This is a genomic window from Rickettsia tillamookensis (assembly GCF_016743795.2).
Lineage (GTDB): Bacteria > Pseudomonadota > Alphaproteobacteria > Rickettsiales > Rickettsiaceae > Rickettsia > Rickettsia tillamookensis.
In genome coordinates this window covers 1,238,645-1,253,504 of the sequence record NZ_CP060138.2, presented here as the reverse complement: position 1 = coordinate 1,253,504, position 14,860 = coordinate 1,238,645, and the positions used below count along the sequence as shown (strand labels likewise).

The following is a 14,860-nucleotide window of genomic DNA, read 5'->3' as shown; positions in this document are numbered from 1 at the left end:
ATGACATAGTAAGCAATGGCGACTAAGTTACTTATCTCTTCTTCTTATTCTTGCTTTTATTTTTATTTCCGTCGGTAGTTTTATTGAATCTACCTAAATTTTTAACAAATTTTTGTAGTCCGTTAAGTTCCGTTCCGTATGTCCTAGTATATTCACGGACTGTTTCTATATCTTGTCTATGAGAATCATCTATTACTACTACTTCCTGCATAAAATTATTAGCATCAAACGTAATTTTTACTATCTTCTGCTTTTCAATTTTTGGATTGAGCCAAGCTCTTTGAGACATAACTCTTTCAACATAATACCAGGTATTTTGGGAATATTCCGGTACCATAGTAGGTGTACCTATTAACTCTACGACTTCTGTTTTATTTAGTTTTTTAGATTCTAATTTTACAAGTGCTGAATCATCGATGGACTGCCCTCTATTTTCGATAGTTTTGCAGCCGCTTAAGGAAAAAAAGGCTAATATACTAAAAATGTATGTTATAAAAATTTTCATAAGTTTAATTTTATCTAGATTTTATTACAAGATTATAATATACTGCTTCACTAATTTGACAAATACTTTTTAATTTATATTTAGAGAGGCTAATAATGGCAGTTCCAAAGAAGAAAACATCAAAATCAAGACGTAATATGAGACGTTCGCACTTAGCACTTGGTAAAGTTAACGTAATAGTTGATTCACAAACCGGTGAATATAAGCTTCCGCATCACGTTTCTTTAGTCGACGGTACTTATAATAATCGTCAAGTAGTAACAAAGAAAATTGAAACTGAAGAAGAAGTAGCCTAAAGCTTAAGATTTATGACCTGTAAAATTATCGGTTGCGGTGGGTATCTTCCTTCAAAAATAGTTAGTAATGACGAACTTGCAAAATTCGTAGACACTAACGATGAGTGGATTAGAACAAGAACAGGTATTACGCAGCGTCATATAGCAGACGATAACGAATATACTTCCCATCTTGCTTTAAAATCAGCTAAAAAAGCTATAATAGATGCAAGAATATCGGCAAGCGATATCGATTTAATTATTACATGCACTACTACTCCCGATAATAGTTTCCCTTCGGTTGCCACTAAACTTCAGGGCTATCTTGGTTTAACTAATATACCGTCTTTTGATTTACAAGCAGTGTGTGCCGGCTTTGTTTATGGTTTACAAGTAGCGAATTCTCTTATCTCATCAGGTAAATATAAAACTATTTTGCTTATAGGAGCCGAGAAAATGACGTCATTATTAGATTGGAATGATAGGACTACTTGCGTTTTATTCGGTGATGGGGCCGGTAGCGTAATATTACAGCGTAGTAGTGATGATTCCGGTTTAATAGATAGTAATATCTTCTCAAGTGGGGCTGATTATGAAATATTATACACAAACGGTGGTGTAAGTATGAACGGTATTAGTGGCAAAATAGTTATGCAGGGGCAAAAATTATTTCGTCATGCAATAGAAAAAATGCAACAGTCTATAGAAGATTTACTGCGTGCTAATCAATTCAGTGTAAGCGATATTGATTATTTTATACCTCATCAAGCAAATATCCGTATTATAAATAAACTCGCCGAATCATTAAACCTACCGGAACATAAAATAATAAAGACCGTCGAGAAACATGCTAATTGCTCAGCGGCTTCTATTCCTCTTGCTTTAAGTACTCTCAAAACATCAGATAAAATAAAAAAAGGTGATATTTTACTATTTTCAGCTATAGGTGCAGGTCTTACTTGGGGCAGTGCATTAATTAGATGGTGAATATACTCAGGTAGAATTTCAAAAATTGGCTACGTTCGTTGTTTAATATTTCTTGATCCTCACATATTATATATTTATATATACGCTGCGGTTATAAGCTTCAAAATCGATTCCTCTTTTCTACATTAAACTTCATTTATCTATTTATCCAAAGTATCTACTCGTATTATAAAAATGATATTTTTACCACATTTATTCATGAGTAATTGCATTTTATAATATTTTAGCCTTTAAACTAATAAAATAATGATATATACTAACTCACATAGCTTTTGGTTAGTTTAATTTTATGACTAGCTAAAATGAATGCAATATTAATAAATTATAATCTTCTAAGGAGTTTAATTATGAAAATAACAAAAATTACATTAGCTTTTCTTGCATTATTTGTGCTTGCAGGGTGTAATACAAAAAAAAGAGCACCGCAATTTGACGGTAACATGAACCAAGGAGAAGAAACCTCATTAATGAAAGATTTTGAGAAGCATGCAGGAAATGCAGTATGGTTTGCTTTTGATAGATCAGATTTATCACCAAAGGCTAAAGAAGAACTAGAAAGACAAGCTTGCTGGTTATCAAAGCATCCTGAAGTAAAAGCTACTGTTGAAGGACATTGTGATGAAAGAGGTACCAGAGAATATAACTTAGGTTTAGGTGAAAGAAGAGCAGCAGCAGCGAAAAAATTCTTAGCTCATAAAGGAATCGACCATAGCAGATTAAATACAATCTCTTATGGTAAAGATAGACCTGCTATGATGGGTAATACTGAAGAAGCTTTTGCTTATAATCGTAGAGCTGTAACAGTTGTACATCACTAAAATTATTTACTAAATTTATTATTTAGTAGTTTAAAAGGTCGAGTAATAAGCTCGACCTTTTTTATTTATAACTTGATGTTATTATTGCGAAAGCGTTGATGTGTGGATCAATTCCACCGCCGTCATCCCGTGATTTATTCACGGGATCCAGTTAAAAATACTAATATTATTAGTATTTTAGTTGTTTTACTGGATACCGTGGACAAGCCACGGTATGACACCGATTAGACAATACCTCAAAAATATAAAAATTTTACTAGACTTAACGGCATAATAATTATATAAATTTCAAATGAAAAGGGGCTGTAGCTCAGTTGGTTAGAGCACGCCGCTCATAACGGTGTGGTCGTAGGTTCAAGTCCTACCAGCCCCACCACACAAATTCTTATTTAAATTCGTATTAGCACTGAATTTATAATGATTAATCTAAAAACACTTTCTTGGTATCTTACTAAATTATATTCTAAGTGTTTCTTTATTATATTATTTCTTTTAATTGGGCTATTAATCATCTCAAATATTTTTGATCTTTTACAAAAATTCAAAAATATTTATGTTCCTTTTAGTTTTTTTTGGAGACTTATCTTATATAAGATTCCTTATTTGCTAGGTCAAGTATCTTCGTTAATTAGTTTTACCTCTATGTTATTTTTTCTTAGAAATCTAACAAAAAATAATGAATTAACGGCTATGTTATCTAGTGGTATTCATATTTGGCAAGTGCTTGTTATTCCATGTATTGTAACTTTAATTTTAGGTATAGTTTTTACGACTATATTGAATCCTATCGGTACTATAGGCTTACAAAAATATGAGTTATTAGAAGCAAAACTAACTAAAAAAGCCTTGAGTGAGGGGATAATATCTAAATCAGGTTTATTATTTTTTGAATCTTTAAATGATGAAAATCAAATTATCCAAACACAATTTATTAATATTGCCGAGAAAAAATTAAATAATATTACAATTTTATTTGTTGATAGTAATAATTCTTTTTTAAAGAGAATTGATGCATTATACGGTATTATTGAAAATAAAATGTTACATTTAAATAGGGTTAAGGTTTTTACAAAAGAGGAAACTAAGGCTTACAATAATTTAACTATACAGACAAATTTATCAATTAATAGTTTAGTAAATAAATTTATTCGTCCTGAAATGGTTTCTATTTGGGCTTTACCTAAATTAATTAATGAATTATTAAATTCAGGTTTACCGGCTATTAATTATCAAATTTATTATTACAAGCAATTATTTAAGCCTATAATGATGATGGCAACCGTAATTTTAGCAAGTTGTTTTATTAGTCTTAAACAGCGTGATAATTCCCAAGAAAAAATACTGATATTAGGTTTATTTTCGGGTTTTATAGCATATTCGTTATCAGAAATATTATTAAAAATACTTACTTATAATAATTTATCTTTAATTGCTGCTATTTTATTGCCTAGTATGCTAATATTTTTTATTAGTAACTTTATTATTTTACATTACAAAGAGATTTAATATATACTCGTTTAATTTGAAAAATTGGCGTCGTCGTTTCTCATTTTTGATCCTCACGTAGTTATCCTACGCTGCGGTCAAAAATTCTGAGACTCCTAGCTCTTTTCCAAATTAAACTTCGTCTATATTCAATGTATTTGACTATATAGAAATGTTTTTAGAATTTAGAGAGAAAAAATAAAATGATAATGAAATTTTTGGAAGGGTTTTCTTCTGGTATGGCTATAGATCTTGGTACGGCAAATACTATTGTCTATCAAAAAAGTCGTGGAATTGTTCTAAGGGAACCTTCTGTTATTGCGTTAATAAAAAAAGACGGTGCTTTTGTGCCTTATGCTTATGGTCATGAAGCAAAAATGATGCTTGGGCGTACTCCTACGGATATTGAAGCAAAAAGACCTTTAAAAGACGGTGTTATTGCCGATTTTAAGGGTGCAGAGGAAATGATAAAGTATTTTATTAGAATGGTGCATAATCGTCGCTCTTTTTTTGGTCCGACAATTGTTATTTGTGTGCCTTCCGGTTCTACGCCGGTTGAGCGTCGTGCTATTCAAGAAGCAGCAGAAAGTGCAGGGGGTAGGGATGTCTATTTAATTGAAGAACCTATGGCGGCGGCGATTGGTGCAGGGCTACCCGTAACGGAAGCGACCGGTTCGATGATTGTTGATATTGGAGGAGGCACTACGGAAGTTGCAGTTTTATCACTAGGGGGCATAGTATATGCAAGGTCGGTAAGAGTCGGCGGTGATAAGATGGATGAAGCTATTATCTCATATATAAGGAGGCACTATAACCTATTGATAGGTGAGGCTACTGCTGAAAAGATAAAGCAAGAAATAGGTACGGCTTATGTAGATGAAAACGCTGAACCGAGAAAAATGGAAATTAAAGGACGTGATTTAATTTACGGTATTCCTAAAGAAATGATATTGAACGAAAGACAAATTGCTGATAGTCTAATTGAACCGGTAAGTCAAATTGTTGAAGCGGTAAAAGTAGCACTAGAGGCAACCCCTCCTGAGTTATCTTCAGATATAGTTGATAAGGGAATTGTTTTAACAGGCGGCGGCTCATTATTACGAAATCTTGACTTTGTTCTTAGTGAAGCCACTAAGTTGCCGGTAATAGTTGCAGATGATGCCCTCTCTTGCGTGGCACTTGGAACAGGAAAAGTACTTGAAGATTTTACAAAGCTAAAACATGTACTATTTAAACAGGATTAAAAATGGCAATACTTGCAAATAGAGTAAAAAATTCTTCAAATTCATTAGAATTAATAAGAATAATATCAAATACTCTTAAGCGTTTTTTTGTTATATTTGGGCTTGGATTGTCTGTATATTTATTTTTTACTACGCCTAAAAAAATATCTAGTATATCTCTTGAGATAACCGGTAGTATAGTATCAACCGGTTTAGCAGTTTATGAAGATATATTTGAATATATAAATTCAATAACACAAAAATTTGTTTATTTTCAAGATTTAGAACGAAAAAATATAGAACTTAAACTTGAAATAGCAAGATTACAACATTTGCAAAGTGAAGTAGAATCGGTAAGAGCCGAAAATATTGCATTAAAAGATTTGTTAACGATTGCTGAGGAAGAAGAATTTGAATATATTACTACTAAATTACTTAGTGTTTCCTTTAATCCCTTTTCTAGAACTGCTTTGATTTCTGCAGGTAAAAAGCAAGGCATTGAACCTGATCAAATCGTTGTTAATTCAGGAAAATTAATAGGAAAAGTAATAGAAGTGAGTAATAATTATGCTAAAGTAATGTTAATTAGCGATGTTAATTCTAGAATACCTATTAAAGCTAATTCTTCAAGAGAACAAGGTATTTTAGCAGGTAATAATAATAATAGTAAAATTTTATACTTGCCTAACAATCATTTAGTACAAAAAGATGAGGAAATAGTAACCTCCGGACACGGTAATATTTATCCTGCAGGTATTTTAGTGGGTTATGTGTCTAAAGTTACGGAACATGATGTTATGGTAAATGTAGCAGCTGATCTATCTAAAACGGAATTTGTGCAAGTATTGTTACCTAAGGAATAATGAAAAAGGATTATTTCGGCATTATTGCCGAATATATTTGTATAATAATCTATAAATTAAAATTTTATCAAATACTACATCATAGAAAACGTTATTATGTCGGTGAAATAGATATTATTGCGTTACGTAATAAAGAAATTGTTTTTATTGAAGTTAAAGCAAGAAGCTCTAAAATTGATGATAGATTTGTATCTTTCAATCAGCAAAGAAGAATTACTAGGGCTGCTGAAATGTTTTTAAGTAGCAATTCTAAATATAGAAATTATAATATCAGGTTTGATTTGGTAATTATAAGGTCTTATAAATTACCTATAATTATAAAAAATGTTTGGTAATACTCGTGTTGTTGCATAGCTCGATTTCTTCCTGTCATCCCGTGATTTATTCACGGGATCCAGTTAAAAATACTAATAATATTAGTATTTTTAGTTGTTTTTCTGGATACCGTGGACAAGCCATGGGATGACATTGAGTAGGTTTTTTGATCCATGTAACAAGGCTGGTAATACTCGCCAAACTTTGTATATATCTATCCTTTATTTATTCAGAGGTTATTAATATGGCACTTGCTACTAAAGTGAAAGAATTTTTAGAAGAAAAATTAAAACAAGAAAAGATAGATCGTAAATATCTTGCTGAAGTCACTAATATCCCTTATACTACTGTTAGTAGAATTATGAGAGCGGAAGCTAATCGTGAATTCAATCCTGAAATAGATACAATCTTAAAAATAGCAAAATACTTTAATTGTACTATGGATGAGGTAATAAAAAGAAAAGTACGACATAATTCATAAAGCTTGATGCAAGCGAATTTTGTATGATTTGGCTGTACTCACGTAGTTTATCTACTGCTTTCGCAGGCTTGCATTTAAATGAATCTTGTCTGAATCTTTCTGAAATATGCTGTATCTACGAAATAAAACATAAAATATGACAATAAAAAATAAAGGACTGATTATAATTTTATCTTCCCCTTCAGGTACGGGTAAGTCAAGTTTAGCTAAAGCATTATTGAAGATAGATAATAATTTGCGTTTATCTATTTCGGCAACTACAAGAAAACCACGTTTAGGAGAAGTAGAGGGCATAAACTATTACTTTAAGACCAAGCTAGAATTTGAAGAATTAGTTAAGCAGAATAAATTTCTTGAATATGCTAAAATATACTATAATTATTACGGTACGCCTAAAGAATATGTCAAAATGTTATTAAATCAAGGCTTGGACGTTTTGTTTGATATTGATTGGCAAGGAGCAAAGAGCATTAAGAAAAACGCTACTAATGTTGTTGCTATATTTATATTGCCTCCTAGTATTGAAATACTGGAACAACGCTTAAGAAATAGAGCGACAGATAATGAAGAAGCAATAAAATTACGTATGCAGTCGGCACAAAACGAAATGTCACATGCTAATGAGTACGATTATGTAATTACTAACGATGATTTCGACCAGACGCTTAAAAAAATACATGAGATTATAGTTGCAGAACGAGAAAAGAATTTTTCTTACCCTGAAAATTAGGTTTTGTGAAGCTTTCTAATTGATTTGCTATTTTGAGGTATTTTTTAGCGAAAATTAATAAGATTTTTGTTGGAATAGTTGTTCATATTTCAAAAAAATCTTATAATTTGCAGCAAAAAATAACCAAAATTAAATTTTTTTAGAAAGCTTCACAGAACCTGGAGGCTGTACTTGTAATTTTCAGGGTAAATCATTTAAGATGCAATAATAATTTATATTATTTCACATCCGCCTTTTTTAGCACCTTTGCCGGCAAGTTTTGTATTAATATCTTCTAATTCTTGGTTTCCTCTGTTTAAATCTAATGTTGCATGTTGAATATTATTAATAAATTTTTGGTGGTCAGCATTTGTACGTTCTATTTCCGTAGTAGTTTGAGATTTTAATTCTTGTAATTTTTTTTTTCTTTCTTCAGGCGTTAAATTTTTAAACATATTATTTCACTATTTAGTTAAATTCCTCTCGTTTTATTATTTGTAGAATTAATATTAGGAGTACGAGAAGGGGATAAACTCCCAACATTATTATTTTTTACTTTAGTTTGCTCTCTCATTTTATCGGCTAAAGATTTAGTTTTATCCGCATTAATTTTATTTATTACTTTATTATGATGCTCTGTATCTTTTACAATGCCGTCTGTTTCAATAGCTTTATGCTGATTTTTAAGAGCCTTATATTTATCATATGCTTCTGAAAATTTTTCAGGATCTTTTTCATACCGTGTTTTAACGGCATTTCCAAATTTTTTGATTTCATCGCTACGTACTTTTCTTGCTACTTCATATTTAGCGATTTCCTTATCAGTTGTTTTTTTGAGTTTAGTTAACTGCTCTGCACGTGATTTACGAGCTTTTAATGCTTCTTGATAATCTGCTAACTCATCTTTTAAATCTTTGATTTCTGTAGGGGTTAAATTTTTCTTTTGTAATTCTTTATTTAAATTTTCTATTTCTTTATTTAATTCACCTAATTCAGCATTTATACTTTCATGTTCTTTATTTACTTTTCCTTGTTGTTCATAAAGTTCTTTATGTTCTTTATGCTGTACTAATATTTCTTCATGAGTTAATATGTGAGAATTAAGTGCATCAGGAGCTATAACATTTTCTTTTTCTAATTTATTAGTTGTATGTTTGAGCTCAGTAGTTTCTTCATTTATTTTTTCGATACTTTTAGTAATCTTTGGAATAAATTCTTTATTGTAATAGCTGTTTAAGGCAGCAATTCTTTGTGCGATTTCTTTTTCTTCTTCGGCAAGTTTTATTGCTCTTTGTAATTTTAGAAATTCTTCTTCTTGAACTCTAGCTTTCTCAATAGATTGTTCTACTTCATAGTTCTTGAGCTTAGTTTCAGCATTCTCTTTTAGATTGGATATGTCAAAATTCAAGCCATATGAAGCTGCTTCGCTTTGTAAACTACTCAATTCTCCTAGAATTGTTTCTATTTGAGAGCGAGAATAAGAGTTTTTAAGGTGCTCTTTTAAATTATCGAATTTATATTTTAATGTAGCTGTTATATCAGACATACATGCTAATCATCTTTAATATTAACGCCAAAAAACGTTAACAAAAATTAACAATTAAGTCAAGAAAATTTTAGCAAAAATTAATTTTGTATTTCTAGCCATTGATTTAATAACTCATCTAGCTTCTTTTTATCATTAATTAATTGACTAGTAATGCGGTTATATTTTGTAGGATTATCTAAATATAGATTAACATCTTCAAGTTCTTTTTCTAAGTGTTTGATGGATATTTCTAGCTTTTCAATATCGTTGGGCAATGTTTCAAGTAAACGCTGGTATTTATAAGATAGCTTTTTATTTAGAGGTTCTTTTTGAGAAGTTAATGGTAGTGGTTTTGAAGCTTTTTTAACTATAGAAGTCGTAGTAAAATATTGTTTATAATCTTCATAACCTCCTGTTAAATCATGAATTTTACCTTGAGCGAAAACTAAAGTTCTAGTAACTAACCTATCTAAGAAGTCACGATCATGGCTCACGACTATTAAAGTACCTGAATAATCTGCAAGTATATCTAGTAAAATTTCCAAACTATCCATATCGAGGTCATTAGTTGGTTCATCTAATATAAGTAAATTACCTGGATTTATTAGAATTTTTGCAAGTAATAATCTATTAGCTTCGCCGCCCGATAGAATAGAGGTTTTTGCATTTAGTAGTTTAGGATCAAACATGAATTGTTTTAAATAACCGGCAACATGCATGGTTTTATCATTTGGTAAAAATACTTGATCACCGCCTGTAGGACATAAAGTTTGTTGTAATGTATGATTAGGCTCTAGTTTTTCTCTATGTTGATCAAAATATGAAATATCTAAATTACCGCCATATATAATTTTACCTAAGTCAGGTGTAAGTTGCTTTGTCAGTAATTTGATAAAAGTAGATTTGCCTGAGCCGTTTGCACCGATTATACCGATTTTCTCGCCTTTTTTTACACGAAAACTGAAATTATCAATGATTTTAGTATTTTTATAGCTGAAACTAATATTATCTGCTTCAATAATGAATTTACTTTTAGCTATATTTTCAGCAAGCTCTGCCCTAACTCTTTGTTTTGAACTAGCTAGTTTTTCAGTCTGTTTTCTTGTTATTACTCTTAAAGCTTTCAACTCCTCAAGTCTCTTTTGATTCCGCTTACGTCTAGCAGTAACCCCAGTATTTAACCATTCATTTTCTTGAGATAGTTTTTTATTTAATTTCCGAAGAGCTGCTTCTTCTTGCTCTATTATAACATTTTGCCATTCATCAAAAAATTTAAATCCTTTATCGGATTTACGTAAAATCCCTCTATCAAGCCACCAAATTTTATTAGTAACATTTGAGAGGAATGTTCTGTCATGACTAACGCAAATAATAGCACCGTTATAAGATTTAACAAATTCTTCTAGCCACTCAATCGTTTCAATATCTAGATGATTGGTCGGTTCATCAAGTAGTAATATTTCCGGCTCTAATATTAAGGCTTTAGCAAGTCTTGCTCTTCTAAGCTGACCGCCTGAATATGTGGATAAGCTATCAGTTCCGCTGATTTGTAATTTTTCTAGGATGATATCGATTTGGTACTTATCTATTTCTTTTGTACTATATGTTTGTTGTAAAATAAAATCGTAAACAGTTAGATTAGTCTTTATAGAAATATCTTGTCTTAAATAGCCGGTTGTAATTGCAGGATCTTGAAATAGTTCACCGTTATCTAGTTCGTAATCTCCTGAGATTACTTTTATTAGGCTTGATTTTCCGCAGCCGTTACGTCCTATAAGACAAATCTTATCACCTTTGTATAAATAAAGTTCTAAATCAGATAAGATTACTTTATCTGCAAAGCTTAGATTACCGTCTTTAATGTAATAAATTGGGGTCATAATGGTATACTCGTTTAATTTGCAAAATTGGCTACGTCGTTTTATAAGTTCTGCGGTGCTCACGTACTAAATGTACGCTCCGCTCCTTGCCTTATAAACTCCTTGCTCTTTTCCAAATTAAACTTCGTCTACCTACTTTCATTTACTTGAGGTATATGTTATTTTTGCGTTCAAGAGAAGTTGTTGCGGGGGTAATAAGAGTAAGCTCAAATCTTCCTAATGACTAAGCTAGCATTAGTACCGCCGAACCCGAATGAGTTGGAAAGCACGTAGTCTATTTTAGTTTCTCTAGCTTTTAATTTTACTAAATCTATCTTAACCTCATCCATAGGGTTATCTAAATTTAAAGTTGGCGGTGCAATCTGATCTCGAATTGCAAGAGCTGAAAAGATAAACTCAACGCTTCCTGCCGCACCAAGCAAATGTCCTATTGATGATTTAGTAGAAGACATTAAAATTTGGGGATTCGCTTCTAAAAATAATTTTTGTACGGCAGCTAATTCTATTCCATCACCGAGATTAGTAGAAGTGCCATGTGCATTAATGTAATCAATCATATCGGGAGTGATAGCTGCATCTAGCATTGCATCTCTCATCGCTCTATAAGCTCCTCTACCTTCAGGATGCGGTGCTGTCATATGGTACGCATCACCTGTAGAGCCGTATCCTATAACTTCACCGTAAATTTTAGCCCCTCGATTTAAGGCATGCTCATATTCTTCCAAGACTACAACGCCTGCTCCTTCACCCATAACAAAACCGCTGCGGTCTTTATCCCAAGGTCTTGAGGCTTTTTCAGGATTATCGTTATATTTAGTACATAATGCTCTAGCAGCAACGAAACCTGCAACTCCAACAGGTGTAACCGGAGCTTCTGCACCGCCTGCGATCATAACGTCGGCATAGCCATGCTTTATCATACGCATAGCATCGCCTATAGCGTGAGCACCCGTAGAACAAGCCGTTACTGCCGCCTGATTCGGACCGCTAAAGCCGTATTTTATAGAAACAAGACCGGATAAAAGATTAATTAATGAAGCAGGAATAAAGAAAGGACTAACTTTGCCGTTATTTTCTTGATAAAGTTTGATAGAGGTATCTTCGATCATTTTAAGCCCACCGATTCCTGAGCCTAATATCAAACCGGTTCTATCACGAGATTTTTCATCTTCGGGTAACCAGCCGCTATCTTCAACTGCTTCGGTTGCGGCTGCTACTCCGTAATGGATAAATTTATCCATTTTACTTAGTCTATTAACGTCATCTGCTTGTGTGAAGTTTTCAAGTTTAAATCCATCTTTCTCAGAGTTATCTATAAGTCCGGCAATTTTACACGCAAGTTTAGAAGTGTCAAATTCCGTAATAGTTTTTATACCGCTTATCCCATTTACAATATTTTTCCAAGATGAGCTAACATTAAGCCCAATAGGAGTAACAAGTCCAAGTCCAGTAATAACTACTCTTTTATTTACTCGTTGGTTCGACATTTTTAATTATCTAATTAGGGATTTAATTTATGCAGATTAAGATTGGCGTTCTTTGATATATTTTATAACATCGGATACGGTTTTAATTTTAGTGGCTTCATCATCAGGGATATCAATACCGTATTCAACTTCTATTGCCATCATTAACTCTACGGTATCAAGACTATCGGCTTTCAAATCTTCTATAAATCTTGAATCCGTAGTTATTATCGATTTATCTTTATTTAGCTTTTCAGCAACCATTTCAATAACTTTCTGTTCGATCTTGTCCGTTGTACTCATAATTTTGAACTCCATAAATCATTTAATTTTATATGCCGTATAATAGCGGTTATTCAGCTATTAGACTTTATTTTAACTGTATGAATATTTATTTAAAATATTCATAGCATTTTATCTTTAAAAGAACTTCTAGCACAAAAAATTATTTTATGCTAGCACAAAATTTTACACCATTAACATTCCCCCGTTTACGTGGATAGTTTGGCCGGTAATATATGATGCCTGATCGCTTGTTAAAAATGCGACTGCGTTTGCTACGTCTTCCGGCATACCGTAAGTGCCTAACGGAATTTTTTGTACTATGGCTTCTCTTTGCTTTTCGTTTAGTTTATCGGTCATATCTGATTTAATAAATCCTGGAGCTACTGCATTAACCGTGATGCCTCTGGTTGCAACCTCGTAAGCAAGTGATTTGGTCATGCCTATTAAGCCTGCTTTAGAAGCGCAATAATTAGCCTGCCCAGGGTTACCTGAAATTCCTACTATTGAAGATATATTAATAATGCGTCCATACCTGTTTTGCATCATTTTTTTTATTGCTTCACGATTTAAAATAAAATTTGCTTTTAAATTAATATCAATAACTTTGTCAAAATCTTCATCTTTCATTCTAATTGCTAGCGTATCGCTAGTAATACCGGCATTACATACTAAAATATCTAGCTTTGATGCTTTAGATATTAAATTGCTGCACTCTTCTTTATCTGCAAGGTTACATATTTCTATAGTGTAATTATCTTTTAAAATATTTCCAAGAGCTTTTAATTTTTCCTCATTACTACCGCTAATAATTACGTGACTTCCAAGTTTATGCAATAATTTAGCTATAGCTCCGCCTATTCCTCCGGAAGCTCCGGTAATTAGAGCAGTTTTGCCGGTTAAATCAATCATGTTTTTCCTCAATTTTATCAAGATTTATATTAGTAATTTTTGACGATTTTTCGCGTATTATTTTCTCAATTTCGTTGGAAATTTGTGGATGTTCCTTTAAATATTGTTTGACGTTTTCACGTCCTTGTCCTATGCGTACGTTATTATAGGAAAACCAAGAGCCGGATTTCTCAACAATATCAAGCTTAACTCCAAGGTCGATTATCTCGCCTTCTTTTGAAATACCTGAACCGTACATTATATCAAAATCTGCAGTTTTAAACGGAGGAGATACTTTGTTCTTGACTACTTTTACTTTAGTTTGGCTGCCTATTACTTCTTCTTTATCTTTAATGGAGCCTATTCTTCTTATATCAATCCTAACAGAAGCATAGAATTTTAAGGCATTACCGCCTGTCGTAGTTTCAGGACTGCCGAACATCACGCCTATTTTCATTCTGATTTGATTGATGAAAACAGTAATACAATTGGTACGATTAATTGATGCGGTAAGTTTACGTAAAGCCTGGCTCATTAATCTTGCTTGAGAAGCCATTTGGGCATCACCCATCTCGCCCTCAATCTCTGATTTTGGTACTAAAGCCGCAACACTATCTATTATTATCATATCAATACCGCCGGAACGAATTAACGTATCGGCAATTTCTAGAGCTTGTTCACCTGTATCTGGTTGTGAAATAATAAGCTCATCAATATTTACTCCTAATTTTTTAGCATAAGCAGGGTCAAGGGCATGCTCGGCATCAATAAAGGCACATGTGCCGCCCTTTTTCTGTGCTTCGGCAATTAAATGTAGCGTTAAAGTAGTTTTACCTGAGCTTTCAGGACCAAAAATTTCAATGATTCTACCTTTAGGAACACCGCCGATTCCAAGAGCTATATCTAGCCCAAGTGAGCCGGTTGATACGGCTTCTATATCAACATTTGGACGCTGCCCTAGTTTCATTACCGAACCTTTACCGTAGCTTTTTTCGATTTGTGCGAGTGCTGCGGCAATGGCTCTTTCCTTATCTGTATTTGACATAAATTTCCATATTATTAACTTACCAATTAAAATATAAGCTTGAGAAAAAAAAGCAAATTTTATTTATTTTGTATCCAAATGTATATTCTACGATTAGTAAAAAAAGC

The 14,860-nt window shown here is 32.3% G+C and carries 17 protein-coding genes and 1 tRNA gene; 10 read left to right on the top strand and 8 right to left on the bottom strand.

The features are described from left to right. Positions 1–31 precede the first annotated feature (31 nt). Complete coding sequence (locus tag H6P87_RS06295; RefSeq protein WP_202069301.1) at positions 32–505, bottom strand: outer membrane protein assembly factor BamE; 474 nt, start codon at positions 503–505, stop codon at positions 32–34. Positions 506–600: 95 nt separating this feature from the next. Between H6P87_RS06295 and rpmF the strand changes: the two genes are divergently transcribed. From rpmF to gmk, 10 genes are all read left to right on the top strand, one after another. Beyond that, entirely contained in the window at positions 601–801 is a 201-nt protein-coding gene (gene rpmF / locus H6P87_RS06290; protein WP_008579275.1) for a 50S ribosomal protein L32, read from the top strand. 12 nt (positions 802–813) lie between these two features. Next, positions 814–1,767 carry a beta-ketoacyl-ACP synthase III gene (locus H6P87_RS06285; protein ID WP_202069299.1) on the top strand — a complete coding sequence of 318 codons (954 nt, stop codon included), beginning with the start codon at positions 814–816 and terminating at the stop codon, positions 1,765–1,767. A 347-nt stretch (positions 1,768–2,114) separates the two neighbouring features. Next, complete coding sequence (pal, locus tag H6P87_RS06280) at positions 2,115–2,585, top strand: peptidoglycan-associated lipoprotein Pal (protein ID WP_202069297.1); 471 nt, start codon at positions 2,115–2,117, stop codon at positions 2,583–2,585. A 299-nt stretch (positions 2,586–2,884) separates the two neighbouring features. Then, positions 2,885–2,961 (top strand) — tRNA-Ile (locus H6P87_RS06275). Between the two features lie 41 nt (positions 2,962–3,002). Next, entirely contained in the window at positions 3,003–4,091 is a 1,089-nt protein-coding gene (locus H6P87_RS06270; protein ID WP_202069295.1) for an LptF/LptG family permease, read from the top strand. A gap of 182 nt (positions 4,092–4,273) precedes the next feature. After that, the gene (locus H6P87_RS06265; RefSeq protein WP_040256378.1) at positions 4,274–5,314 is read left to right on the top strand and encodes a rod shape-determining protein; all 1,041 of its coding nucleotides are present in this window, start codon (positions 4,274–4,276) and stop codon (positions 5,312–5,314) included. 2 nt (positions 5,315–5,316) lie between these two features. Further along, positions 5,317–6,156, top strand: a complete 840-nt coding sequence (mreC, locus tag H6P87_RS06260; RefSeq protein ID WP_202069294.1) for a rod shape-determining protein MreC — start codon at positions 5,317–5,319, stop codon at positions 6,154–6,156. After that, positions 6,156–6,491 (top strand): YraN family protein, encoded by a 336-nt coding sequence (locus H6P87_RS06255; protein ID WP_202069292.1) that lies wholly within the window; start codon positions 6,156–6,158, stop codon positions 6,489–6,491. Before mreC ends, H6P87_RS06255 begins: the two co-directional genes overlap by 1 nt. 224 nt (positions 6,492–6,715) lie before the next feature. Beyond that, positions 6,716–6,952, top strand: coding sequence for a helix-turn-helix transcriptional regulator (locus H6P87_RS06250; RefSeq protein ID WP_039595196.1), 237 nt, complete (start codon positions 6,716–6,718; stop codon positions 6,950–6,952). A gap of 136 nt (positions 6,953–7,088) precedes the next feature. Beyond that, positions 7,089–7,682 (top strand): guanylate kinase, encoded by a 594-nt coding sequence (gmk, locus tag H6P87_RS06245; protein ID WP_202069290.1) that lies wholly within the window; start codon positions 7,089–7,091, stop codon positions 7,680–7,682. A gap of 212 nt (positions 7,683–7,894) precedes the next feature. Here gmk and H6P87_RS06240 read toward each other — a convergent pair whose 3' ends face one another. The 7 genes from H6P87_RS06240 to recA all read right to left on the bottom strand — a co-directional run bounded on the left by H6P87_RS06240 (position 7,895) and on the right by recA (position 14,753). Further along, a complete protein-coding gene (locus tag H6P87_RS06240; protein ID WP_202069288.1) occupies positions 7,895–8,116 on the bottom strand; it encodes a hypothetical protein in 222 nt (73 codons plus the stop codon). A gap of 17 nt (positions 8,117–8,133) precedes the next feature. Further along, positions 8,134–9,207 carry an actin-based motility regulator RoaM gene (gene roaM / locus H6P87_RS06235; RefSeq protein ID WP_202069281.1) on the bottom strand — a complete coding sequence of 358 codons (1,074 nt, stop codon included), beginning with the start codon at positions 9,205–9,207 and terminating at the stop codon, positions 8,134–8,136. A gap of 80 nt (positions 9,208–9,287) precedes the next feature. Next, a complete protein-coding gene (locus H6P87_RS06230) occupies positions 9,288–11,069 on the bottom strand; it encodes an ABC-F family ATP-binding cassette domain-containing protein (RefSeq protein WP_202069279.1) in 1,782 nt (593 codons plus the stop codon). A gap of 206 nt (positions 11,070–11,275) precedes the next feature. Then, positions 11,276–12,556, bottom strand: coding sequence for a beta-ketoacyl-ACP synthase II (fabF, locus tag H6P87_RS06225; RefSeq protein ID WP_202069278.1), 1,281 nt, complete (start codon positions 12,554–12,556; stop codon positions 11,276–11,278). A gap of 36 nt (positions 12,557–12,592) precedes the next feature. Next, positions 12,593–12,853, bottom strand: a complete 261-nt coding sequence (acpP, locus tag H6P87_RS06220; RefSeq protein WP_008579292.1) for an acyl carrier protein — start codon at positions 12,851–12,853, stop codon at positions 12,593–12,595. A gap of 150 nt (positions 12,854–13,003) precedes the next feature. After that, the gene (gene fabG / locus H6P87_RS06215) at positions 13,004–13,729 is read right to left on the bottom strand and encodes a 3-oxoacyl-ACP reductase FabG (RefSeq protein WP_202069268.1); all 726 of its coding nucleotides are present in this window, start codon (positions 13,727–13,729) and stop codon (positions 13,004–13,006) included. Beyond that, a complete protein-coding gene (gene recA, locus H6P87_RS06210; protein WP_202069266.1) occupies positions 13,722–14,753 on the bottom strand; it encodes a recombinase RecA in 1,032 nt (343 codons plus the stop codon). Before recA ends, fabG begins: the two co-directional genes overlap by 8 nt. Between the last annotated feature and the right edge of the window lie 107 nt (positions 14,754–14,860).

Excerpts from the sequence above, each read along its gene's own strand:
- H6P87_RS06250 (WP_039595196.1), top strand. The coding sequence starts at position 6,716 with ATGGCACTTGCTACTAAAGTGAAAGAATTTTTAGAAGAAAAATTAAAA.
- H6P87_RS06270 (WP_202069295.1), top strand. The coding sequence starts at position 3,003 with ATGATTAATCTAAAAACACTTTCTTGGTATCTTACTAAATTATATTCT.
- fabG (WP_202069268.1), bottom strand. The coding sequence starts at position 13,729 with ATGATTGATTTAACCGGCAAAACTGCTCTAATTACCGGAGCTTCCGGA.
- fabF (WP_202069278.1), bottom strand. The coding sequence starts at position 12,556 with ATGTCGAACCAACGAGTAAATAAAAGAGTAGTTATTACTGGACTTGGA.
- gmk (WP_202069290.1), top strand. The coding sequence starts at position 7,089 with ATGACAATAAAAAATAAAGGACTGATTATAATTTTATCTTCCCCTTCA.
- H6P87_RS06230 (WP_202069279.1), bottom strand. The coding sequence starts at position 11,069 with ATGACCCCAATTTATTACATTAAAGACGGTAATCTAAGCTTTGCAGAT.
- H6P87_RS06295 (WP_202069301.1), bottom strand. The coding sequence starts at position 505 with ATGAAAATTTTTATAACATACATTTTTAGTATATTAGCCTTTTTTTCC.
- mreC (WP_202069294.1), top strand. The coding sequence starts at position 5,317 with ATGGCAATACTTGCAAATAGAGTAAAAAATTCTTCAAATTCATTAGAA.
- H6P87_RS06255 (WP_202069292.1), top strand. The coding sequence starts at position 6,156 with ATGAAAAAGGATTATTTCGGCATTATTGCCGAATATATTTGTATAATA.
- acpP (WP_008579292.1), bottom strand. The coding sequence starts at position 12,853 with ATGGAGTTCAAAATTATGAGTACAACGGACAAGATCGAACAGAAAGTT.
- H6P87_RS06285 (WP_202069299.1), top strand. The coding sequence starts at position 814 with ATGACCTGTAAAATTATCGGTTGCGGTGGGTATCTTCCTTCAAAAATA.
- H6P87_RS06240 (WP_202069288.1), bottom strand. The coding sequence starts at position 8,116 with ATGTTTAAAAATTTAACGCCTGAAGAAAGAAAAAAAAAATTACAAGAA.
- pal (WP_202069297.1), top strand. The coding sequence starts at position 2,115 with ATGAAAATAACAAAAATTACATTAGCTTTTCTTGCATTATTTGTGCTT.
- roaM (WP_202069281.1), bottom strand. The coding sequence starts at position 9,207 with ATGTCTGATATAACAGCTACATTAAAATATAAATTCGATAATTTAAAA.
- H6P87_RS06265 (WP_040256378.1), top strand. The coding sequence starts at position 4,274 with ATGATAATGAAATTTTTGGAAGGGTTTTCTTCTGGTATGGCTATAGAT.
- recA (WP_202069266.1), bottom strand. The coding sequence starts at position 14,753 with ATGTCAAATACAGATAAGGAAAGAGCCATTGCCGCAGCACTCGCACAA.
- rpmF (WP_008579275.1), top strand. The coding sequence starts at position 601 with ATGGCAGTTCCAAAGAAGAAAACATCAAAATCAAGACGTAATATGAGA.